We start from the raw sequence: 21,061 nt of genomic DNA, 5'->3' as shown, positions 1-21,061 counted from the left end.
AAGGCGCTGGTCAAGGACCCCGACTACCGCTACCAGTCCGCCGACGAGATGCGCGCGGACATCGAGGCCTGCCTCGACGGCCAGCCGGTCGCGGCAGAACAGGGCCACAACGCGGCATGGGAAAACGCGGAGGAGGCGGCGCAGACAATCGTCCTCCCGACGGTGCGTCTGGACGACGGCGGCTACTCGAGGGTGGACGAGCCGTCGAGGGTGCCGCATAGCGCGGGGGGCACCGGCCAGACCTCCATGCTGCGGCCGGTGGACCCGGACGACGACTACTACGCCCGTGTCCCTGGCGGCATTCCCCGGAGGAAGTCCAGAGCCCCTCTCGTGTTTCTGCTGGCGGGTGCCCTCGTCCTCGTCGGCGCGGTCCTGTTCGGCCGCTCGATCTTCGACACCGAGGCGCCGGATGTTCGGCGGGTGGTCGTACCTCAGTTCGTTGGCGGGACGCTGCAGGAGGCCGAAGTGCTCGCGGCCGATTCCGAGGTCACCGTGGAGAGGTCCGGCACCGAGCGGTGTGACCAGCCAAAGGGCGCGATCTGCCGACAGGAGCCTGCGGCGGACGGCACGAGAACGATCGACGTCGGCGGGACGATCGGCGTCTACGTCTCCGAAGGAGCCCCCACGACGGAGGTCCCCGATGTTGTCGAGCAGTCGCAGGAACGTGCCGAGGAGCAGCTGAGGAGCAAGGGCTTCAAGGTCGCTGTACGGACCGAGGCGTCGGACGAGGAGCCGGGCAGGGTTCTGAGCCAGGAGCCGAGAGGCGGGACACAGGCCGAGCGAGACTCCGAGGTCACGATCACTGTGGCCAGGCAGGCGATGTCGCGGCTGCCGGACGTCACCGGCCGCACCTACGACGCCGCACTGCAGCGGCTGGCCGAGCTCGGTTTCACGAATGTTGCCCGCCAGGATGTCGACTCCGACCAGCCCGCGGGCACGGTCGTCGGCCAGCGGCCCGACGGCCTCACGGACCAGGCCAAGGGGGTCCGGGTAACGCTCGAGGTCTCCAAGGGGCCGCAGCAACGGACGGTGGTGATGCCGGCCGGCCTCACGGGCACGTCGTTCGAGGCAGCCCAGGAGGAACTGCGGGCTCTGGGCCTGAGCGTCGTACGGCAGGGACCGGTCGGCCCGGACGCCGTGGTCGTCGACACCGACCCGGCGGCGGGCTCCACCGTCCTGCAGGGCAGCGTTGTCACCGTATTCACCGCGAGCGAGAGGCCCACCCCGTCCGACGACCCCTCGGCCGAGGAATCTCAGCGGTGCGAATCGGACGCGTCCGTCGCCCCCGAGAACGACCCGTGTACGCGGTAGGCCACCTGGGGAGGACTTCCGAAGTGAACAGCAGGACGTAGAAAGAGTTTGTGAACCGGTCGGCGACCGGCGCCGTCTCCGCCCGGCATTCCACTGACAGGATCCCATCGCCCGGTACGCCACTGCTCGTCCTCACTCGGGCGGGGACGGCGGCGTCGGCGACGTCAAGCATGTGGCGCGGCGTGACCCGGGCGATCACGACGCGGTCCCGTGATGCACGCGATGGGGTACGGCGACCTGCGCGGGGCCACCCTGTTCAAGGTCTCCACATCCAACAACGTCAAGGGCACGCGGTCCTCAGGACCTGGTCGCCACCTCAGGGAGCCGAATCGGCTCCTGTGAGCGAGGGGGAGTTCTGGTGTACCAGAGCGACGAGGCCGCCGCGCACCCGGCCGGGGGCCCGTACGACTTCGGCGGTTCTTCGGACGGTTCCGAGCACACGAGTGAGTATTCGGATGACTCCTCGGATGCCGGTGTTCCCGAGGAAGAGCCGCTTCGGCTGACAGCAGGGGTGGGACTGAGCACTCGGGAGATACCGAGGGGCGTACTCGAGCATCCGACGGATCTGCCCGACTGGGGCACCGAGCACGGCTTGTGCAGCGGACAGATGGGCGCCTGCAACACCATCGTCATCGCTTGGGACTGGCACACCGGGTACTCCACTGAGGGACAGCCCTACGGCTACTGAACTTGAACGCGTGATGTCGGGGCTGGACGCTCGGCATGAGTCGCCCGTCTCGGGGGCCCATGGATGTTGCCGGGCAGCCCGTCGGGAGAGGGTCCTCCCGTGAGCCAGCCCCTGCCGCAGTTGCCGAAGCCCGAGCTCGTCTTGCCCCCCGTCGAGGTCCCACCCGAGGTGCCCGCCCAGGTCGCTGCCGGCCTCAGGGAGACCCGCATCCCCGGCGGGTTGACCGGACACGAGGACCGGCCGCTGAGTCAGCTGGTGTACTTCGGGGGATCGGCGAACGGGGACTGGTCGCCATCGCGACGAGTGGCCTGTTCGGATGCATCGCCATCGACGTGGCCAGTGGTCACGTGGTGCTGGAACACGGTCAGCCACTCGGCGTTCGCCTCGATCAACTCCTTCATGCCGATCGCCAGGTGGAGGCGGACGTTGTCCCAGACCAGCACGATCGGGCCCCGAGCTGGATCCGGGCGCGGACGACCAGGCCGCGGAAGCCGCGCCGGTCGAAGCCCTTCGGCTCGTCCTTGCGGCCCCGTTACTCTCGGACCGCATAGATGAGCCGGGATTGCCGGCCCGGCTTGAAGCAGGCCATGCCCGCCATCGACACTCGCCTGGAGCCCGGCCCCGCACCCTCACGACCGGGGTCTGTCCGATCCGGCCTCAGGTCCTGGCACGCGGCGGAGTCATCGACTGTCCGGCCTCGTCCTCGAAGACGATCCAGGCACCGCGCTCCGCCGCGGTTCTCTTACCCGTACTCACGGCATCGTCCAGGCCTGCCTCACCCAGCAGATCCTCACCCTCGCGGACCGCGCCTGCCCGGGCGCCGGCGCCACCGTCCGCACCCCATACCACCACCAGCAGTTCAACCGCGACCACGCCAGACTGAGGGCTCCGTGAGAACGCGCCTTCGCACAGCTGAAGTCCCGGCGGATCCTCCGGCGAGCCAGATGCTCCACCCGCCGCATCAGCATCATCGTTCAAGCCGTCCACACGCTGCTGACCTGCGGCCATTCAGGAAGAAAACGGCTCACTGAACCTTTTTCAACCTGGGGTCTCAAGGATGAAGATCCAATAGATCACCGCAGGTCAGCTGTACCTGAAGGATCAGGTGAAGCCGAGGATGAAAGAGGCTCACTGAGGATCTTCAGCGTCGCTTCTCGAGGGTGAGGACGGCCTGGGTGATTGACGTGAGCTGATTGGGGCTGATCCGTGCTTTGCGGAAGATCCGCCAGGCCTTGAGCCGGGTGAAGGCGCGCTCGATGGGGAAGGGGAGTCGGGCGTGTGCACGGTTGACGGTTTCCTGTCTGGTGGTGAGGAGTCTTCCCGGGTGGCGTTTGAACGGCACCTGGAACGTTCCGCCGGCCCCGGCATAGGCCTTGTCGGCGAGCACGGGGATCCGCAACCTTTCACGGACGGTGACAATGTGGTGGGTGCGGGCGGCGGTTGCCCTCGCTGATCCGGAAGCCTGCGGCGAGCTACGCGTAGGTCGTGTGCTCGCGCAGATAGACCAGGGTGATGATGGCGCGTTGCGAGGGGGGCAGCTTGCACCGGCGGTCACCCCCACGGGTGACGATCGGCATCGTGACCCACTCCACGAGCGCGTGCGGCAGGTCGAGGGCGGCAGGATAGGGAACCAATGAGGCCTCCGGTCGCGGCGGTTGAGACGTCAGACATCTCGAACCACCGCCCGAAGGCCTCGCCTGCTATCCACAGACAGCCGTCACCCGATCGGTGACCACTCTGAAGAAGCTCACCGCTGCTGCCGCTGGTGTGCCTGTCCCGGCGCGGGTTGATCGCCGCACCGTTTGCCCGCCGCGGATCAACTGGGGTGCGGCCGATGACTCGAAACCAGCGTAGTGGCGGTGAACTTGACGATGCGCATGACAGAATCCCGTTCTGACAGCATCGCCTCGATCCGCGAGCGGATCGAGGCGGGAAGCATGGCGATCTGGTGCACAGCCCAGGCTGTTTCCGCATCGGCAGCCGACGCCACGATCACGGAGAGTTCGGGGAACTCGCATCCTTCTTGAAGCCCAGAACCCACAAAGAGACGTATGATGATCGATTCGATGTAATCGTACTCATAGCCGAATTGCGTGCGCAAGACCAGGCTCCTTAACGAGAGATCCAGAGATGGCCCGTCCCGGGCTACCCAGCCTCTTCTCCTTGGCGCATGAAAGAAATCAGGCAGCTGAAGACCGTGCTCGTCGCTCGCGCCGGATCCGGTTCTGTTCCGCGTGAGTGAGGCCGCCCCACACCCCGTGCTGGGGTCCGGCACTCAACACCCAGGCGCGACAATGCTCCACAACCGGACACCTTTGGCAGATAGCCTTGGCCTCGCTGATCTGCCGATGCGTCTGCCTGCCCGTACCTATGGGAAAGAAGAGGTCCGGAAAGCTTCCGCACAGGGAGCGCTGTCGCCAGTTGGTTCGTGGTTCCATGTTGCTCCTCGGCCGCCCACGTTGCGTCACCATTGTCATGAAGACCGAGGCGTGAGCGATGCGCTGGTCGGGCCTGCGGACGGGTCAGATGCACTGCCCTTCCAGGCAGGTCCCTCCGACTCCGGCCAAGGCCGAATTCCTCCGGACCTAGGGGGGCACGGGGGCTCCGTCAGCCGGCTCGGTCTGGAGCTGGGAGGGAGCCGAATCGCTTCTCGGCGTTGAGCCATTTCACCGTGCCGCGTACGTCTTGCTGGGGGTACTTACATCACTTCTCCACTGGCTAAAGCGCCTCGACCGGGCGGCGGAATACTGGAGCTGCAACACGCCGGCCATAGGAGTGCCCTGAGGTCGCGTGAAGGACAGTCACCGTCAGCATAGGTCAGCGATCCGAACTCCGTCGCACCCAAAAGGGAAGCAAGTCGGGCACCGAAAGGACACCACTCCATTTCTCATCAAGAGAGAATAAGCGGCACGAGAAAGACCAGGAGTCAGCTCGACGAGTCACTCATGGGAAGTGCACAGAAAAGTCGAAACGTGCTTCCGCGTCGGTCCTGCGGTAGGTGGTGTACGTGCGGCGCAGCCGGCGGTGAGGACATGCCTGCGTGCTCCGGTGCCGAGCCGCCCTCGGGAGCTCGGAAGCGGCGAGGGTGGTAGATCGACGCTTCTCACTGGCGCACGATTCGACCGCGCGTCGGTCCGCCCGGCCGCTCGGGCTGTCCCGACCGGCAGCGGACCGCATCATCGGCTAGCTCGGGTCGGTGCTTGCGCACCGGATTCCCGAGCGCTTCGCCGACAACGTGGGTCACCGTCAGATCTGGACCCCGTGGCTACGAAGCCACGGCACCACGTCGAAGAAGTTGCCGTCCGCGAAAGTGGGGGCGGTGCGTCCCTCCAGATGGAGATGCGGGCCACTACTGGTACCCGTCGAACCGACGTAACCGATGAGATCACCGGCTGCCACGCGCTCTCCCGCACTGACGGTCTTCCCCGAGAGGTGAGCGTAGAGCGTGTACGTTCCGTCGTCGTGTCGGATCTGAACGTTGATTCCGTATGCGGACGAGGGGTCGCTCTCGATGACAGTGCCTGCGGTGACCGCCGCGACAGGCGTCCCGGCCGGGGCCGCGAAGTCGGTTCCGGTGTGGTAGCCGAGGGTGTATCCGGCCGACGAGTTTCCGAAGGGCTGGCTGATCCACCCCTTCACCGGCAGCTGGTAGGCAACCGCTTCGGATGCGGTGGGAGAGGCATTCGACACCGTTGGGGTGCTCTTGGGTTCAGAGACCGGGCGGGGCTCCGGGATGCGCAGCGTCTGGCCCGGCTCGATGACGTTGGGGTCTTCTCCGATGACCCGGCGGTTAGCGTCGTACAACGACCGCCAGTTGTCGCTCGACGCATCACCCGTCCGCGCTTTGGCGATCTCGTACAGCGTGTCGCCGGCCATGACCCTGTATGTGGTTGATCCAGGCCCGGTCGTAGGCGGGGCCTGGGTCCGCTCCGGGCTCGGCGGGGTCTCCGGAGCGGTCGTGGTGACGGAGGCCGGCGCTGGCTCGGGCACGGCTCCTGCGCCCTGCGCGGACAGCGGATACCCCGTCATCGCATTGCAGCTCCAAGCCTGTGGGCCCTGCTGGGCGAGTATGAGCTCGGCCACTTGAATCTGCTGTGCCTTCGTGGCCTGGTACGGGTAGGCCGCGCCCGTGAGTTCGGGACCGTTGAAGTCGTCCCAGGTTCGCTTCTGGATCTGCAGTCCGCCCGTCGAGTCCGCATCCCCGTAGGGAAGGTCCCAGCGGCCGCTGGATTCGCATTCAGCGATCTTGTCCCAGGCTGATGCCGACGCGGCGGAAGCCGGGACGGCGGCCAGGGCGGGGAGGGCGACAGAGGCACCCGTCGCGATCGCAACGCGTGTCAGTCGGCGCCGCGAATTCTTCGGCCGACGATGCTTGTTTCGCTGAGGCATACGGCAGTCCCCTTGAGGTGACATGTGGCGCCCCGACAGCCGAAGATCATCCCAGATCGACTGAAAGGGGTATTTCGTTTGCGAGAACTTAGGCGCTGTGAACGACGATCACGAGGGACGAAGGGGCTGCCCAGAAGACCAGGACCAGTCACACCAACGGGCGAAGGATCTTGGTCTCCGCCAAAGGGAAAGCTGGCGTGATTGCGGCCGTGATCCCCGTATCCCGGGAAGGTCAGAGCAATTCGATCGCGCCCAGAAGGGCAGTCGGGCGGTTCGTCCCGGAGGGAACGAAGTCCCTGCCGACACCTGCGACATGGAGGGCATCGGCCTGTTCCAGCTCGGTCCGCCAGTTTTCGAGCAGCCGTATCCGGCGTCCGCGGTCACCCAGGCGGACGGGATCTTCTCCGCGATCGCCCGACGGACCATCGCCCGGGCGATGGCGACCCTGGTCTCGAAGCCGACCGCGTCGTCGGTGCGGGCCCGCCGGCACCGTCCCCGGTCACCGGTCGAGGACGTGGGCAGCGTCGTCGATGATCAGCGCTGCCTCCGGATCATCCCAAGTGCTCGACCACGTACTGACGCACGTCCTCCAGGACCTCGTCCGCGTCCCAGTCGATCCGGCGCGACAACCGGTGGATCCGGTCAGGGCCCGCGTGCTCGGCCTCCTCCGCCGGCGTCCAGCCGTTCTTCCGCTCCAGGGGAGCAACAAGGACCGTTGCGGTACTGGCGAGCGAAACGACGGGGCCGGTCAATGCCTCGGCGGTTGGCAGTCACTGCCCTGATGGGCAGTCTGCGTGCACCTCCACCACAACGTGGCAGGTCAGCGAAGGGCAGAGGGACGATGACGGAAGAAGGAGGTTGAACCTTGGCGGTCTCCAAGGAATCCTCACCCGTACCGCTTCGACGCCGTCGGAGACCGCAGCAGGCGGACCGTGCCCACGTGCGTTGCGGGGAACACGTCTAATGGAGAGGGCAGCGTGGGCTCGCTCATCGACCTTGCTTTGAAGACCGCTGCCTCATCCTCGTGTCGTTATCGCGTCGGAGCCGTGGTCGCCTCTGGGCCGCGCGTCCTCGCGGCAAGATCGAACAGCCGACGTAACTCTCCGCTCGTGGACTTCCGGCACGCCACCTTCCACGCCGAGGAGGCAGCGGTTCGTCGGGTGCGCCGTCCCCGGGGAACGGTCCTGTACGTGGCTCGGGTCAACGTCGCCAACGAGCCCGTCATGGCGCGCCCTTGCACGCGGTGCCAGCGGCTGTTGGCAGAGACCGGCGTTCTCGGCGTCTACTTCACGACGTGGGATGGATCAGTCGACTACCTGGCCATCGACCAGGCGAAGAGAACCCTCAGGTAACCGCAGTCCTGCAGAACGCGTTCTGCAGGACCGCTCAGTGGGGTGGGAACTGCCGCACCGCGGCCGGGCGGGTCAGTGGGACCGTCACGAGCAGGCTCCCGTCCGCGCGTGGGCGGTTGAGGCGTCGCCCTGATGCGGCTGGGCCACGGCCGCGCACGATCGACAGGTCGAGACGGCTGCCGCAAGGGGAACCGACGCGGTCGGTCAGCCGCCGGAAGGGTTCGAGAAGGACGGGGATCACATGGGGTCCGATCGCGGTGCCATCGTTTCCGACGGACACGAACGCGCCCACGTCCGTCGAGTCGGCCCGCACCTCAAGTGGGCCGGCGTCCTCGTCGTACTTCACCGCGTTGTCGGCGAGGGTGTGGACCATCTGCTCCAGCAACAGCGGGTCGCCGGTGGCGGGAGCGCTCGAGGGATCGAGGCGCACCCGCGGGTTTCTGCTCCGGATGTGTTCCCGGAGGCGGTCGAGTACGGAGACGGCCACCTCGGTGAGGCCGACGGGCAGGCGGTCCGACAACGTGGTCTCCGCGCGGGCGAGGGTCAGGAGTGCGTCGGTGAGACGTTCGTGGCGTTCTTTGACGGCCAACAGGTTCCCGCCGAGCCGTTTCACATCGGCCGACGCCGTGGGCCGGGCGTTCGCGACCTCCACCAGGGTGCGTTCGACGGCGAGGGGAGCTTGAGATCGTGCGCCGCGCTGGCGATGAACCGGTCCTGTCCCGCGAACGCCCGGTCCAGCCGGTCCAGCATGCTGTCGAAGGAGTCGGCGAGACGTTCCACCTCCCCTGAGGGCATGCACCTGCCGCCGTGAAATGTCTGGCGCAGATGGGGATCGAGCCGGATGCCCGCCCGTTCGAGGACCGGAGGTAAGGCGGGGCGCGAGCGGCGGCCGAGTACCTGAGCGCGGGCCACCAGTTCGGCGAAGGCGAAGGGCTTGACCAGGTAGTCGTCGGCGCCGAGGCTGAGGCCCCCCACTCGTTCCCTGACCGCCGTGGAGACCGCCGGCATCAGGATCCTGGTGTCGTCGTCGGATGCGATGGTGCGGTGGCAGACCTCCTCTCCGCGGAGCCGGGGAAGGTCACGGTCCAGCACCATGATGTCGTAGGCACGGACGACGAGCCGTTCCACGGCTGCCTCGCCGTCGTAGACCATGTTCACCGCGATACCGTGGTCCCGCGGTCCTTCCGCGACCGCCTTCGCGAGCATCCCCTCGTCCTCGACGACCAGCACCCTCATATGTCCACCACCACGGCGCCGGGGCGATCTGCTTCCCTCGTACGACTCCGAGCCGGCCGTGGAAGCCGCGGGCGCCGGGGCCCCCAAGCACCGCCGCCGCCCTCCGCCCGATCCCCGCCCCCTCCGCCGAACCTCCGTCACCCTCGACCGGGCCCCTGTCATCCCGTACCGATACCGAACCGACGGGGGAGGCGCGCCCTCAGCCGGTTTCACCTCCGCGGAGGGGAAAACGTACCTGGAGAACGGGCCGGGCACGTTCACCTGTGCGGCTTCCGCGAGCGGCCGCGCCGGACATTCCGGCAAGCTCATCCAGTACGGGGTGGAGATCGAGGACGGTACGGGACTCGCCCCCGCCGTGGCCGCCGAGACCGACGGCATCTTCCGCGACAGCGGGAGCTGGACGGGGCAGGGCGTCGCCTCCTTCCAGCATGTTGCCGCGCCCGCTACGGCATGGTCGCTCAGATCGTCTCGGCCCGGTACCGCTGACAGGCTGTGCGGCTCCTGGAGACTCGGCACCGGGGGGCGAGCTGAACTGCGCGAACGCGCCGAACCTGATTGTCAACGTGCCGCTGGATCGAACTCAGCGACCAGGGCCGGGGCCGCCCGTACGACTACCACGCGCTGATCATCAACCACGAAGTCGGTCGCGTCCTCGGTCACGGGCACCGGGGCTGCCCCGGCGCGGGCAAGCCCGCACCGGCCATGATGCGGCGGGTCAAAGGACTCCACGGATGCGTCGTCAACCCCTGGGTGTACACCGCGTCGGGAAGTTCATCGACGGCCCGCGCGTCCCCCGGCACACACCGCGCCCGGGGGCCTGGAAACCGCGGGCTGCACCGCACTGGTCCTGGCCCTCGTCCACATCGCGCTCACGTCCGCGGTACGTGGATCCTGTCGCACGGCACGCTCGGGGTCGTGGCTGCGGCCCTGTGGTGGGCAGGGGAGAAGCAGCCCGCGCCGGAGCCTCTGGTGGGCGCGGGCGCCCTCGCCCCCTGGGCCGCTGTGGTGCTCCTCCCGCTCCACCAATTCCACGGGGCCGTCGGCCGGACACCTGGCGTGGTGAACCGTGACCGGCAGGAACGACCGGGCACTGTAGTCGACGTCAAGTGAGCGGTCTGCGCTGATCGACTGGATGTAGGAGAATAGTTCCCTGGGCGCACCCCGCCGCGGAGGACTCATGGACTCACAGGACAAGGCTGGTTTGTCGTGGCCTTTCGTAGGACGCGACAACGCGTTGGAGGCTTTTTCCGCAGCTTGGGAAGAACTCTCATGTAAGGGCGTAGTGATCGTGGGGCCCCCGGGCGTCGGTAAATCAAGCCTGGCTGGAATCTGTTTGAATCGAGTCACCGGATCCGGATGGAAGGGCGGGAAAGTCCTGGCCTCCGCGTCTGCAGCCGAGATCCCTTTCCGTGCCATTGCTCACCTGCTCCCCGAGCATGCGGACTTGTCCGACCCCGTGAAGGTGTACGTCGCGATGTCCCGCGCTCTCGCGGGGCCGGATGGAAGCGATCGTTGGGCGTTGATGATCGAGAACCTCCATCTACTGGATTGGAATTCTCTCATACTGCTCCAGCAGTTGACCGATTCTGGTGTCGTCCGATTGATCGCCACCGTCCGTAGCGGTGCGACCATGGGAGACGCGGCACGAACCCTGCTGCGCAACAATTCAATATATCGGATCGATCTGGCAGAGTTCGACCTGGGCGGGATGGACGCGATACTGCGGTCCGCTCTCGGGAAACCGGTGGACAGACTGACCTTGCGCACCCTTCATCGGCTGTCGGAGGGAAATGTCCTCTACCTCCGAGAGCTGGTTACCAGCGCCCTGGGAAATGGCAGCCTTTCCTGTGACGGCGAGATCTGGAAACTGGATGCGGGCGGATTTCCCAGCAGCCCGCGGCTCACCGAACTCATCGCGAACCGACTGGCGGACATCCCTCGGACTTTCCTCCCCGTACTGGAGCTGCTGGCTCTGTGCGAACCCGTCTCCCTGGCCGACGCACAGGCCGTCTCATCCGTGGAGGATCTGGCGGTTCTGGAGGCGCAGGCGCTCATACGAACCGTCCTGGACAGGCGACGGACCACGGTGTCCCTGGCGCACCCGCTCTACGGCAAGGTCATTCGAGCCGGCCTCACCCCAACCCGCCGACGCCTCATCCTCACGACGCAGAGTGAGCGGCTCGAGGCGCGCGGGGCCCGTCGTCGCAATGATCACCTTCACCTCGCAGGCTGGCGGCTGGCGGCGACTGGCACAGCCGACCCCGATCTATTGGCACGCGCAGCAAACGCTGCGTCTCACGCCCATGACTACCCCGAGGTGATCCACCTTCTGGAAGCCCTGCCGGCCTCGCACCACACAGTGGCCACCCGGCTCGCTCTCGCCGATGCTTACTGGCGGACGGGGCGTACAGGAGAGGTCGCTCTCTCGCTCGTACAGGCGGACGCGCTGGCCGTGAACAACGAGGATGCGTTGCGGATCACCCTGGCCAAGACCGCGCTTTCCCTATGGACCGGCGCCCCGCCTGCCGAGGTGTTGAAACTCAACGAGGAGGCGTTCAAGCGCGTGTCGGATACCCGTGCTCTTCGCGCGCTCCGCGTCAACGAGGGATATCTCCGTATTTCTGTAGGAGAGCTTGATCACGGCTTGCGGCTTTTGGAAGACCTGCCTGCTCAGCCGGATGATCGCCGCGATCTCATGACCTGGATTCGCGGGGTGCTCGTCAAGCCCGTGGCGTTGGCTGTAACAGGCCACACACGTGAGGCAGTTGCCCTGGCCGAGGAGGCGTACGCTTTTCACCGTCGGATCGACGGGGGGTCCCCGTCCTTCGACCCGCTGATGCAGCGATGCTCTTTGGTCCTGGCTCTTACAGAGACCGGCCGTCTCGACGATGCCATCTCGATCGGTGAGCACACTTACAACAATCTGACGACCACCGACATACATGTGCGTTTCTGGGCCGCTGCTTTTCTGGCACGTGCTCTTTTTATCGCCGGCCGTCCCGCGACAGCACGGGGCTGGTGGGCCGAGGCGGCGTCCTTGGCTCGTACCGCGACCCTCAGCCGGACACTTCCGGTGGCATTGGGTGGTCTGGCAGCCTGCGCCGCGCTGCTTGGAGACCTGAGCAGTGCCAGATCCGCCATGGCCGAGTGCGAGAAACTTACACCGCTCAACGGTGAAGACCGTATGGGCGAGGCGTGGCTTCTTGTGGCCGACGGGCAGATAAGAACCGCACGTGATGTGCTTGAGCAGGGGGCCGAGGAGGCCCGTAAGGACGGCCGACTCACCAGTGAATCTTGGCTGCTTACCGAAATCGCTCGATTGGGGGGAGCGAAGGAAGTGGATCTTCGGCTCGCGGAGATCGCCGAGCAGTGCGACGGGGATATGATCCCCGCCCGAGCGCGTCTGGCGCATGCTCTTGCCACTGATAGTGCAGAGGATCTTCAGAAGGCCGGGCAGATACTGGATTCGCTTGGGTGCCGTCTGCCGGCTGCGGAGGCTGCTACAGCTGCTTCAGCAGCATGGACCCGAGCAGGCCAGTTCAACAGAGCAGCATCCGCAGCGGCACAGGCTAATGATTGGGCGACTCGTTGTCAGAACGCCCGCACTCCGCTTCTGGGCGGTCTGTACGGCGTCCCAGAACCCGTGAAGACTCCCGACATCTGGAACGCACTGACGGAACGAGAACGGGACATCGCACGACTCGTCGGCATGGGATGGACGAATCGCGAGATTGCTTCAGAGCTGTACCTCAGCGTCAAGACCGTTGAATACCACCTGGGGAACACTTTCGCAAAGTGTGGCCTAGCAAACAGGCGGCAACTGCGGGACATGCTCCAACGGGGCCCGGTCGCGCGGTGAGCGATGGCGACCTTCGTTCGGCCGACGCTCACGACGTTGACAGGGCCGGCTGGTCGGCCGCCGAAACGTGAACGGAACCGGCCCTTTGCGGGGACCTGCGGCAGCCCGGACGCCCAGCCGCACAAGTCCTGGACGCAGGCCTCGAGTGACGCCATCGTGCTCTGGACGACACGGTGCATTGATGCCACCGCTCACCAAGAGGCAGGCCGAGAGCCGACGAGGACGAATGGGACACCTTCTGGGCCGGGCGGTGATGACCGGGACGGGGCCGGACGGCCAGCAGGACGCGGCGCAGCTTCGACGGCCCTGCCCGGCGAGGCAGTCCTCGCCGGGCTGCTTCTTGAGGTCCAAGGGCGCGGTGTGGGTCAGCGCAGTTGGAAAGAGCGTTTTGAGAGCCCGACCATATAACCGTCGATGACGGTTCGCGCGGGCTGTTCGGGGTCTTGCGCGGTGCCGAGGGTGATGAAGATGGGGAGGTAGTGCTCGGGGGTGGGGTGGGCGTAGGGCATGCCGGGGGCGTGGGCGGCGTAGGAGGCGAGGGTGTCGACGTCGCCGCGGGCGAGGGCGTCGGCGGCCCAGGCGTCGAAGTCGGAGGACCAGGAGGGCACGGTGTTGCGGGTCATCATGTCGCGGGTGATGTGGGGCAGGCCGTGGACCATGAAACCGGAGCCGATGATGAGGATGCCCTCGTCGCGCAGGGGGGCCAGTCGGCGGCCGAGTGCGAGGAGGCGCTGCGGATCCTGGGTGGGCATGGACATCTGCAGGACGGGGATGTCGGCGAGGGGGTACATGGCCATGAGCGGGATCCAGGCGCCGTGGTCCAGGCCGCGGGTGGGGTGCTGGTAGAGGGATTCGGTGTCGGGCATCATCGCGGCGATGCGGGCGGTGAGGCCAGTCGCGTCCGGAGTGTCGTAGCGCATCTGGTAATAGCGGCGGTGGAAACCGCCGAAGTCGTAGACCAGGGGGGTGTGGGCTGCGGGGGCGGACAGCATGAGCGGAGCGTCCTCCCAGTGCGCGGAGACGATCACGATGGCCTTGGGCTTGGGCAGGGAGAGGGCCCAGTCGGAGAGTGCGCGCAGCCAGGGGCCGTCGTCGAAGAGGGGCGGGGCGCCGTGGCTGAGGTAGATCGCGGGCAGGGGCCCGTCGGCGGGGGTCCAGGGGCGGTGCGCGACGGCTCGGGTGAGCGCGTCGGGGAGGAAGGCGTCGTAGGCGCCGGCGGGTGTCGCGGGGTTCGGCAGGTCGGGCACGGTGGCCTCCGGAGGCGGCGGTGTGTGGGGTGGGTGCGGGGTGGACGCTGGAGGCCGGTGCGCTGCCGGTCAGGGCTTGAGCATGGGGGGGCAGGTGCGGTCGGGGTGGATGGAGTCGACGATGCGGCGGCTGATTTCGCGCAGCTGCCGGGCCTGCGCCTTGGTCAGGGGGTCGATGACCAGGCGGCGCACTTCGGCGACGTGGCCGGGAGCGGTGGTGGTGACCTTGTCCCAGCCGGCGTCGGTGAGGACGGCCAGGGTGAAGCGGCCGTCTTCGGGGTCGGGGGTGCGGGTGAGCCAGCCCTTGCTCTCCAGGCGTTTGGCGGTGTGGGACAGGCGGGAGAGGGAGGCTTCGGCGAACTCGGCCAGGTCGCTCATCCGCAGGGTGCGGCCGGGGGACATGGAGAGTCCGGCGAGGACCTGGTACTCGAAATGGGAGATGCCCGCGTCGCGCTGCAGCTGTGCGTCCAGGGCCGCGGGAAGGCTGACCAGCATGCTGATCGTGGCGAGCCAGGTCTCCTGCTCTTCGCTGTCCAGCCAGCGGGGCTCATCGGTGTTCATGCTTTCACGGTAACTTGACGGTTCAAGCTCAGTGTCCGAGGCTCCAGCGGCGCGGGCGAGCAGGGCGATGACCGCGTCGGCGATGCTCGCGGTCGCGACGCCCGCGGCCAGCCACCCCGCGACCGCAACCCGCCCGGGTGTCTGCGGTAGGGACTTCGAGGGGGCCTCGCTGGTGGGGGAGGGGGCGTGGGCATGGACGGACTCCTTGGACGAGGGACGGGCGAGGGCGGAGTTGCTCCGGGCGCGCTTGACCTGCGCCCTGGCGCCGTCGGCCCGGCGCCAGGGCGTTTCCCCAAGGGACGACAGGGTGGCTGTGGACCGGGTCTCAGTTGCCGAGTGCGGCCGCGAGGGTCGCGCGCAGGGGGGTGGTGGGCCGGCCGATGAGCCGGGACAGTCCACCGGTGGTGTCGGCGAGCTGCCCGTCGGCGGTGCCTGCGTCGATCGCGACGAGCATCTGCACGAACTCCTCGGGCACGCCCGCCTCGGTGAGGGCCTTCGCGTGGACGTCGGCAGGCAGGTCCTGGTAGACGACCGGAGTGCCCGTGACGGCGGCGGTGTCGGCGGCCAGGTCGGCCATGGTGAAGGCGGTGTCGCCGGACAGCTCGTAGACGGTGTCGGCGTGTCCGTCGCCGGTGAGGACCGCGGCCGCCGCGGCGGCGTAGTCGGCGCGAGAAGCCGCAGCGACACGGCCGTCACGGGCGCTGCCGATGATGGTGCCGACGGCCGCGCCCTGCTGGGCGGTGGGGATCTGGTTCTCGTTGTACCAGCCGTTGCGCAGCAGGCTGTAGGTCAGGCCACTGGCTTTGATCGCTTCCTCGGTGGCCCGGTGCTCGGGGGCTACGGGCAGGGTGGAGGTGTCGGCGTGCAAAACGCTGGTGTACACCAGCAGCGCGACGCCGGCCTGCCGGGCGGCGTCGATGACGGCCTGGTGCTGGGGGACACGGCGGCCGACCTCGCTGCCCGAGATCAGCAGCACCTTCTCGGCGCCGTCGAAGGCGCTCGTGAGGGTCTGGGGGCGGTCGTAGTCGGCCTCGCGGACCTGGATGCCGCGCTCGGCGAGGTCGGATGCCTTCTCCGGGGTGCGCACGGCCGCGACGATCTGATCGGCGGGGACGCGGGTGAGGAGGTCTTCGATGACGAGACGGCCGAGCTGTCCGGTGGCACCGGTGACGACGATCATGAGGATTCCTTTTTCTGAGTTCTTTCGGGGATCACTGCCGTCCTTTGCTCCATTGGGGAGCGAAGGGCGCGGATGGAGGGGTGGTCCACTGCGGGCGGGGTCAGTCGGCGACGCGTATGAGGACCTTGCCGCGGGTGTCGCCTGCGGTCAGGGCTGCGAGAGCGTCGGCGGCTTGTTCCGGGGAGAGCGTCTCGGCGATGTCGGTCTTGAGCGTGCCCGCGGCAGTCAGCGGGCGGCCAGCGGCTCGACGGCCTCGTGGACGGGAGCACCCATGATGTCGACGTCGGACAGTCCGGCAGCGGTGAGGGTCTGCTCGTCGGCGGCGTTGAGCGGGCCGGCGACCTTGACGTTTTTGCGCAGAGCGCCGAGCGGGAGAGCGTCGGGGCTGTCCTGGCCCACCATCAACGGGTAGGAGTGAGGAGGCATCTCGGTCATCACCCTCGAGACCTGAGCCTTGTCGAAGGGGGTCAGTGCCGCGTTCTTCACCCGGACCAGGACCGTGCCCTCGGCGACCTACGGGACGGGCAGGTCGGTGACGACGGGCAGGTCACCCGACTCGGGAACGTTGAAGGCTCGCATGACGATCTCTCGCGGAACGAGGGGAGTTCGAAATGATTCGAGCGAGATCAGAAGGCGTAGGGACCGAAGCGGCCCCATGCCACGACGGCGGCCAGGATCAGCAGGACGGCGTTCGCGCCGATCATCTGGTTCTCCTTGCGGCGGACGTGAACGACCGCCGCGCCGGCCATCGTGATCGCCAGCCCCGTGGCCGCCAGCGGCACCAGTACCGGCGCGATGTCCAGAGCCGCGGGCAGGATCAGGCCGAGCGCGCCGAGTACCTCCACCGCGCCGATGGCCTTCACCGCCCCCGCGGAGAAGTCACCGGTCCAGCCCATGCCGGACGCGGCCAGCTTCTGCTTCGGCTGGACGACCTTCATCAGACCGGCGAGGAAAAATGCGGCGGCCAGAAGGCTTGAGATGATCCAGAGGGTGACATTCACGGTGTCGGACCTTTCTTGATGACTTGACGCTTCAAGTGAAAGTAGAGCATGTTCGACTTGAAGCGTCAAGTGAACTGCTTCGCGGACCGCCTCCGCCTCCCATCCAGCGCCCCTGTCGAACGCCTCACCCTCGACCAAGCAGGCCTCCTCCACGAAGCCGCCGCCCGCCGGCCACCGTCCGTCGACACCGCCGCCCAGATCCCCACCACCGCCGTCGCAGCCCTTGTCGCCGCCACCGGCCGCCCCGTCAGCCCTGACCGCCAACGACCTGATCCTCAAAGGCCGCGCCCATGTCCTGCTCGACGGCGGCCCCGTCCCCCTCGACACTGAGCCCGCCGAAATCCTGTGCCGCTGGATCCACCGACGCGACGCCATCGCCACCATCTCCAGGGCAGTGACCCACGCCACCGGTGGATCACTGTCGCCCGGCCGCCCCCGCAGCGGCATCGAACCCCCCCCCCGGAACCCGCCGCCCGAACCCTGCGCGCCGCCCACCGACGCCTTGCGAGCTGGTGCATGACAGCGGTTGAAGGGTGATCGCGCGAGGAGGGGATGATCCAGCCCGTGGCGATCATGGTCGACCGGCACATCCTCGCGAATCAGCTGTTCACAAGGATCTCCCGGCGGCATCTGGCTTGCCTGCTCGAGGAGTTGGCCTGTCCGTGGCAGGCTGCGATCGAAGGAGGTCGTCACGAGGCACGCGGCCGGGCCAGGAAACGTGAGGCCGGTGCCGGGCGCCGGCTGGTGTCGGTCGACCGGCTGATCGTCACGCTGATCCACCTGCGGCACGATCTCTCGCACCCCGTCCTCGCCCTGTTGGCCGGTGCCGACCGCTCCACCGTCAGCCGCGCGATCGGGGAGATACGCGGGCTCCTGGCCGAACGCGGATGCGCGGCCCCGACCGGCCCGGCTGCGGCTGCGGACCCCGGCGGGCGTCTTCGCCCCTACCCAGGTTGAGGGCATCGAGCTGAGGCTGGACGCCACCGAGATCCAGGTCCGCCGGCCCGCAGCCGGTCGCGGTGAACGACGCGCGTTCGTCTCCGGCACGAAGAAGCAGAACACGATGAAGGCCACTGAGCCGTTTTCATCCTGAATGGCTGCAGGTCAGCAGTGTGTGGACGGCTTGGACGGCGGTGCCGACGCGGCGGGTGGAGCATCTGGCTCGCCGGAGCGGTCGCCAGGACTTCGGCACGGCGAAGGCGCGTTCGCCCGGGGCTCTCAGCCGGGCATGGTCCCGGTTGAACTGCTGGTGGTGATCGGGCTGTTCGTGGTGGCGGTGGCAGGGGGTGCGGACGGTGGGGATCAGGGTGCCGTCGAGGATGACGAAGTCGCCCTCGCCCAGCCCGGTCAGGGCCTCGTGCAGGTCCGGCGTCCAGGCTGCGAGGACGTCCGGGGTCTCGTCGACGTAGCGCCAGGCCGTCGCGGTCGGGATGCCGAATCCCGCCGCGAGCTGGGCGAACGCCTCGTTCTTCCGGAGGTGGGCCAGGACGAGTTCAGTTCGTGCCTTCGGGCGTGGATGAGCCGGGAGACATGCTCGACGAGCTCGTACGGTACGTCGAGCGTGGAAGGATGCGGAAACCTTCAGGGCCCCTTCGGTCGCCGGTGTGATGAGTGGGATCACCACGCGAACGACCAGGGGCCCTGCTCTGTCACACCCTCGCCCATCAGGCCATTTCATCCTTCCGGCACAGGCTGAAAGAGGTCCGGTGATGCCGGGATCATCGACCCCAGTACGATCCGTGCGAGCCGTCGCCGCAGGCGTCGCTGAAGTCGCCCGAAAGCCGTCGAGCCTGCTGATGGACGGAGGGCCGCCGTACTTCGGGTGCCTTGAATCGTCGAGGCCGCACCGTACTCGACGGGGCCTTGGCGACAGGGTGATGTCATCGAGAGTGCTCCCTTGTGAGAAGTGTGTCGGTGGTTCAGCAGCCGAGCCCAGCCGAGCCGGCCCGGGACCGCGTACGCGGTCGTCGTCCGTAGGTGTCGGCCGAGCCTCTGAGGGCGGTCGCTTGTGCCCCTGGTGCCCGACAGGCCGTGCCGTATCAGTCGATGGTGAGCGAGAGCAGGGCCCAGCGCATCGTGGTGCCATCGGGGTACGAGTGCGTGCCCTGCACCTCGGAGAGAGCTTCGACGATGTTCAGACCCCTGCCGTGCTCGTCAGCGGTACACGATGAGGTCCATGGCCCTTCCTGGGGTGCCGAGCCGCTGTCCGACACGCCCACCCAGATGTGTTTCCTGGCCGGGTTGCCGTGCAGGTGGAGTACGAGCGAAGGGAGTGCGTGCTCGACGGCGTTGGCCACCAGTTCGGAGACGGCGAGTATGACCGCGTCGGCGTCCGACTCCGCGATCCTCCACTGGCCGATGAATTGCCGGGCCAGGGACCGAGCGACGCGGGGTGCTTGAGCGCAATGGTCCAGAACATGCGTCGCATCCGCGGCCGTCCGATGTGCGGGCTGCGTGCCGCTCAGTGGTCCATCGCCGCTCGTATCACTACGGCTGGGATTACCAGAAGCGGTGACGTGCATGCGATCTCTCCGAGGGATGGGCTTTTATCTGTCGTTTCCGGGTCGATTCGGGCGAGTGTGCACTCCATGAGAGGTCTGGCGCACACTCCCACGTATCAGGGAGAACCCCTAGCGTCGTTGTCGACTCCTCGGTACCCGTCGCTCGGAGTGCGGCGTCGTGGGCCAGTCGGGCGCTGTGGTGCCGTCTCCGCGTCAACTCTCCAGCCGTGCAGGGAGATCGACACGATGGAGGTGAGTGAGGTGCGGGTTCAGGAGAGGCGAAGCATGCCGGCATCGGTCACTGAGGCGGCACGACGGCGTGCGCGGCCGTTTCGAACCGGAGGGACCGGTCGAGCGCGGTCTCGCTTGCCTGTCGGCCCGGCCGGAGACTCCGGCCGGCGTGTCCTGTCCGGAGCCGGATGACGCGGCCTGGAGGAGGAGTCAGTCGACGCCCAGATCGGCCCAGTGGTCGATGAGGCCGTCACCGTCGAGGTCGGTACCGGTGTCGTGGGTGAGAGCGGCGACTATGTCGGCGCCACGACCGTGTTCGTCGTCGGCACGGTTGGCCGCCCAAGTGGTGGGGGTGGTTTGCGGGCCGCCGTCGCTGACGTGGACCTGCACGTGTCCGGCGTTCTCGTGCGTGCTGCGAAGGTGAAGGATCACCGGGGGCCGGGCGTGTGTGACGGCATTGGTGACGAGTTCGGAGATGACCAGCAGGGTGATGTAGATCTGTTCGTCGTCCAGTCCCCAAGAGGTCAGTACGGGGCGGGCTTCATGCCGGGCCGTCGCCGACGCACGGGGGCTGTGCTCCAGCAGCAGTCCGAAGTCCCATGAGCACGGAGTGCGCCGCGAGGAGCGTTCGTGGCTGGTGTGGTCGCCGCCTGTCTTTCCGGCCGGGCCGGTGGAACCGTTCAGGACAGTGGCGCACATGATGATCACTTCCGGGAGAAGAGCTTCCTCGTACTGCTCACTCCATAGAAGATGAGTCGGACATTTGGGGTATCAGGGGTTTTCCCTAGACGCGGCCCCTTGCCTGCCGCCGCCCGTAGGCCCCGGGCCGGAACCGTGTGGCGTCGAGACCGTCCCCCTGTGAGGCGGGAAGTCCCGGGCGGAGGGTCGCGCCGGGGCCGGAGTGCCGGGCACCGGGTGGCGGACGAGGAGGCGGGTCCGCCGCCCGGTGGGCCACCCATGGCAAGCCCGATGACCGGCTCCGTACCGTCGATGCCGGCTGGTGCACCGGGTGCAGGCGTGCATCGAAGCGAGCCGCAGGGCAGAGCTTTTCTGGGCGCAGGGTTCCGATCGCTCGGTCACCTGCTGACAGTCCAGGAGGCATGTCCGCGCGGAGGACGTGTCGAGGGGGCGCGGAGGGCAGGAGCGTGATGCCTTCCGGGCGCGTGAGCAGGCCTCCTCGCGCCCACGAGCCCCGGACGGCTCGGACGAAGCCGTGGCGACCACCCTTGCCCGGACGGTTCCCCCACCGGGGCGCGCAATTCATTCGATGAGGCTTTCCGGACAAAGGTCAGCGGCATCGCCAGGATCGCCTGCGGCCTCAGCGACACCTTGACGCTGGATTTCGTCGAGAAAACCTCAATGGACTGGTCTCCGCCCTGGCGAACCGACGTCAAGCCGCTGTCGGGCGGCGTGTTTGTTCCCACTGGGATTCTTCAGAGTGGCCACCGATCGGGCGACGGACTGATCCGTGAGGGCCGAGTACTGCCGTAGATCAAAGGCTGGTC

17 protein-coding genes and 6 pseudogenes are annotated in these 21,061 nt (G+C 67.6%); 7 read left to right on the top strand and 16 right to left on the bottom strand.

The window, feature by feature from the left end:
* On the top strand, nt 1-1,311 hold a 1,311-nt coding region (locus ACZ66Z_RS33310; protein ID WP_469939419.1), incomplete at its 5' end, for a Stk1 family PASTA domain-containing Ser/Thr kinase.
* A 358-nt stretch (nt 1,312-1,669) separates the two neighbouring features.
* The gene (locus tag ACZ66Z_RS33305; RefSeq protein ID WP_469939418.1) at nt 1,670-1,999 is read left to right on the top strand and encodes a hypothetical protein; all 330 of its coding nucleotides are present in this window, start codon (nt 1,670-1,672) and stop codon (nt 1,997-1,999) included.
* Between the two features lie 353 nt (nt 2,000-2,352).
* On the opposite strand, the pseudogene ACZ66Z_RS33300 reads toward ACZ66Z_RS33305, so the two are convergent.
* Nucleotides 2,353-2,746 (bottom strand): annotated as a pseudogene (locus tag ACZ66Z_RS33300) (IS630 family transposase); the annotation flags it as partial.
* Between ACZ66Z_RS33300 and ACZ66Z_RS33295 the strand changes: the two are divergent.
* Nucleotides 2,675-3,013, top strand: a pseudogene (locus tag ACZ66Z_RS33295) (transposase family protein); the annotation flags it as partial. The pseudogenes ACZ66Z_RS33300 and ACZ66Z_RS33295 sit on opposite strands and share 72 nt — an antisense overlap.
* A 127-nt stretch (nt 3,014-3,140) precedes the next feature.
* Here the strand turns inward: ACZ66Z_RS33295 and ACZ66Z_RS33290 are convergent.
* The 5 genes and pseudogenes from ACZ66Z_RS33290 to ACZ66Z_RS33270 form a co-directional block, all read right to left on the bottom strand.
* Nucleotides 3,141-3,633 (bottom strand): annotated as a pseudogene (locus ACZ66Z_RS33290) (transposase).
* Nucleotides 3,634-3,815: 182 nt separating this feature from the next.
* Nucleotides 3,816-4,100: a hypothetical protein gene (locus ACZ66Z_RS33285; protein WP_469939416.1), complete on the bottom strand. Its 285-nt coding sequence runs from the start codon at nt 4,098-4,100 to the stop codon at nt 3,816-3,818.
* Between the two features lie 79 nt (nt 4,101-4,179).
* Complete coding sequence (locus ACZ66Z_RS33280) at nt 4,180-4,437, bottom strand: WhiB family transcriptional regulator (RefSeq protein WP_469939415.1); 258 nt, start codon at nt 4,435-4,437, stop codon at nt 4,180-4,182.
* An 808-nt stretch (nt 4,438-5,245) separates the two neighbouring features.
* Nucleotides 5,246-6,388: a peptidoglycan DD-metalloendopeptidase family protein gene (locus ACZ66Z_RS33275; RefSeq protein ID WP_469939413.1), complete on the bottom strand. Its 1,143-nt coding sequence runs from the start codon at nt 6,386-6,388 to the stop codon at nt 5,246-5,248.
* A 295-nt stretch (nt 6,389-6,683) separates the two neighbouring features.
* Nucleotides 6,684-7,138: pseudogene (locus tag ACZ66Z_RS33270) on the bottom strand (transposase); the annotation flags it as partial.
* 182 nt (nt 7,139-7,320) lie between these two features.
* Between ACZ66Z_RS33270 and ACZ66Z_RS33265 the strand changes: the two are divergent.
* Complete coding sequence (locus tag ACZ66Z_RS33265) at nt 7,321-7,740, top strand: hypothetical protein (protein ID WP_469939412.1); 420 nt, start codon at nt 7,321-7,323, stop codon at nt 7,738-7,740.
* A 34-nt stretch (nt 7,741-7,774) separates the two neighbouring features.
* Here ACZ66Z_RS33265 and ACZ66Z_RS33260 read toward each other — a convergent pair whose 3' ends face one another.
* Together ACZ66Z_RS33260 and ACZ66Z_RS33255 are read right to left on the bottom strand one after the other, a co-directional pair.
* Complete coding sequence (locus ACZ66Z_RS33260; RefSeq protein ID WP_469939410.1) at nt 7,775-8,392, bottom strand: sensor histidine kinase; 618 nt, start codon at nt 8,390-8,392, stop codon at nt 7,775-7,777.
* On the bottom strand, nt 8,350-8,976 hold the full coding sequence (locus ACZ66Z_RS33255) for a response regulator (protein WP_469939409.1): 627 nt from the start codon (nt 8,974-8,976) through the stop codon (nt 8,350-8,352). Before ACZ66Z_RS33255 ends, ACZ66Z_RS33260 begins: the two co-directional genes overlap by 43 nt.
* Nucleotides 8,977-9,531: 555 nt before the next feature.
* Between ACZ66Z_RS33255 and ACZ66Z_RS33250 the strand changes: the two genes are divergently transcribed.
* Together ACZ66Z_RS33250 and ACZ66Z_RS33245 are read left to right on the top strand one after the other, a co-directional pair.
* Entirely contained in the window at nt 9,532-10,086 is a 555-nt protein-coding gene (locus ACZ66Z_RS33250; RefSeq protein ID WP_469939408.1) for a DUF3152 domain-containing protein, read from the top strand.
* 67 nt (nt 10,087-10,153) lie between these two features.
* The gene (locus ACZ66Z_RS33245) at nt 10,154-12,835 is read left to right on the top strand and encodes a helix-turn-helix transcriptional regulator (RefSeq protein WP_469939407.1); all 2,682 of its coding nucleotides are present in this window, start codon (nt 10,154-10,156) and stop codon (nt 12,833-12,835) included.
* Nucleotides 12,836-13,200: 365 nt separating this feature from the next.
* On the opposite strand, the gene ACZ66Z_RS33240 is transcribed toward ACZ66Z_RS33245, so the two are convergent.
* From ACZ66Z_RS33240 to ACZ66Z_RS33220, 5 genes are all read right to left on the bottom strand, one after another.
* Complete coding sequence (locus tag ACZ66Z_RS33240) at nt 13,201-14,082, bottom strand: dioxygenase family protein (protein WP_469939405.1); 882 nt, start codon at nt 14,080-14,082, stop codon at nt 13,201-13,203.
* 69 nt (nt 14,083-14,151) lie between these two features.
* Nucleotides 14,152-14,643 carry a MarR family winged helix-turn-helix transcriptional regulator gene (locus tag ACZ66Z_RS33235; protein ID WP_469939403.1) on the bottom strand — a complete coding sequence of 164 codons (492 nt, stop codon included), beginning with the start codon at nt 14,641-14,643 and terminating at the stop codon, nt 14,152-14,154.
* A gap of 325 nt (nt 14,644-14,968) precedes the next feature.
* The gene (locus ACZ66Z_RS33230; RefSeq protein ID WP_469939401.1) at nt 14,969-15,823 is read right to left on the bottom strand and encodes an SDR family oxidoreductase; all 855 of its coding nucleotides are present in this window, start codon (nt 15,821-15,823) and stop codon (nt 14,969-14,971) included.
* Between the two features lie 225 nt (nt 15,824-16,048).
* Complete coding sequence (locus tag ACZ66Z_RS33225) at nt 16,049-16,249, bottom strand: hypothetical protein (protein WP_469939400.1); 201 nt, start codon at nt 16,247-16,249, stop codon at nt 16,049-16,051.
* A gap of 200 nt (nt 16,250-16,449) precedes the next feature.
* Nucleotides 16,450-16,824, bottom strand: coding sequence for a DoxX family protein (locus tag ACZ66Z_RS33220; RefSeq protein ID WP_469939398.1), 375 nt, complete (start codon nt 16,822-16,824; stop codon nt 16,450-16,452).
* Between the two features lie 573 nt (nt 16,825-17,397).
* Here ACZ66Z_RS33220 and ACZ66Z_RS33215 point away from each other — a divergent pair.
* Nucleotides 17,398-17,899 (top strand): annotated as a pseudogene (locus ACZ66Z_RS33215) (helix-turn-helix domain-containing protein); the annotation flags it as partial.
* A gap of 9 nt (nt 17,900-17,908) precedes the next feature.
* On the opposite strand, the pseudogene ACZ66Z_RS33210 reads toward ACZ66Z_RS33215, so the two are convergent.
* The 3 genes and pseudogenes from ACZ66Z_RS33210 to ACZ66Z_RS33200 form a co-directional block, all read right to left on the bottom strand.
* Nucleotides 17,909-18,448, bottom strand: a pseudogene (locus ACZ66Z_RS33210) (transposase family protein).
* Nucleotides 18,449-18,863: 415 nt separating this feature from the next.
* Nucleotides 18,864-19,346 carry an ATP-binding protein gene (locus tag ACZ66Z_RS33205; protein WP_469939396.1) on the bottom strand — a complete coding sequence of 161 codons (483 nt, stop codon included), beginning with the start codon at nt 19,344-19,346 and terminating at the stop codon, nt 18,864-18,866.
* Nucleotides 19,347-19,766: 420 nt separating this feature from the next.
* Nucleotides 19,767-20,255, bottom strand: a complete 489-nt coding sequence (locus ACZ66Z_RS33200) for an ATP-binding protein (protein ID WP_469939421.1) — start codon at nt 20,253-20,255, stop codon at nt 19,767-19,769.
* Nucleotides 20,256-21,061: the final 806 nt, after the last annotated feature.

The sequence above is a fragment of the Streptomyces sp. NPDC107498 genome (assembly GCF_055582805.1).
Note: the sequence above shows the minus strand (reverse complement) of the source record. Positions and strands in the feature narration are given on the sequence as shown.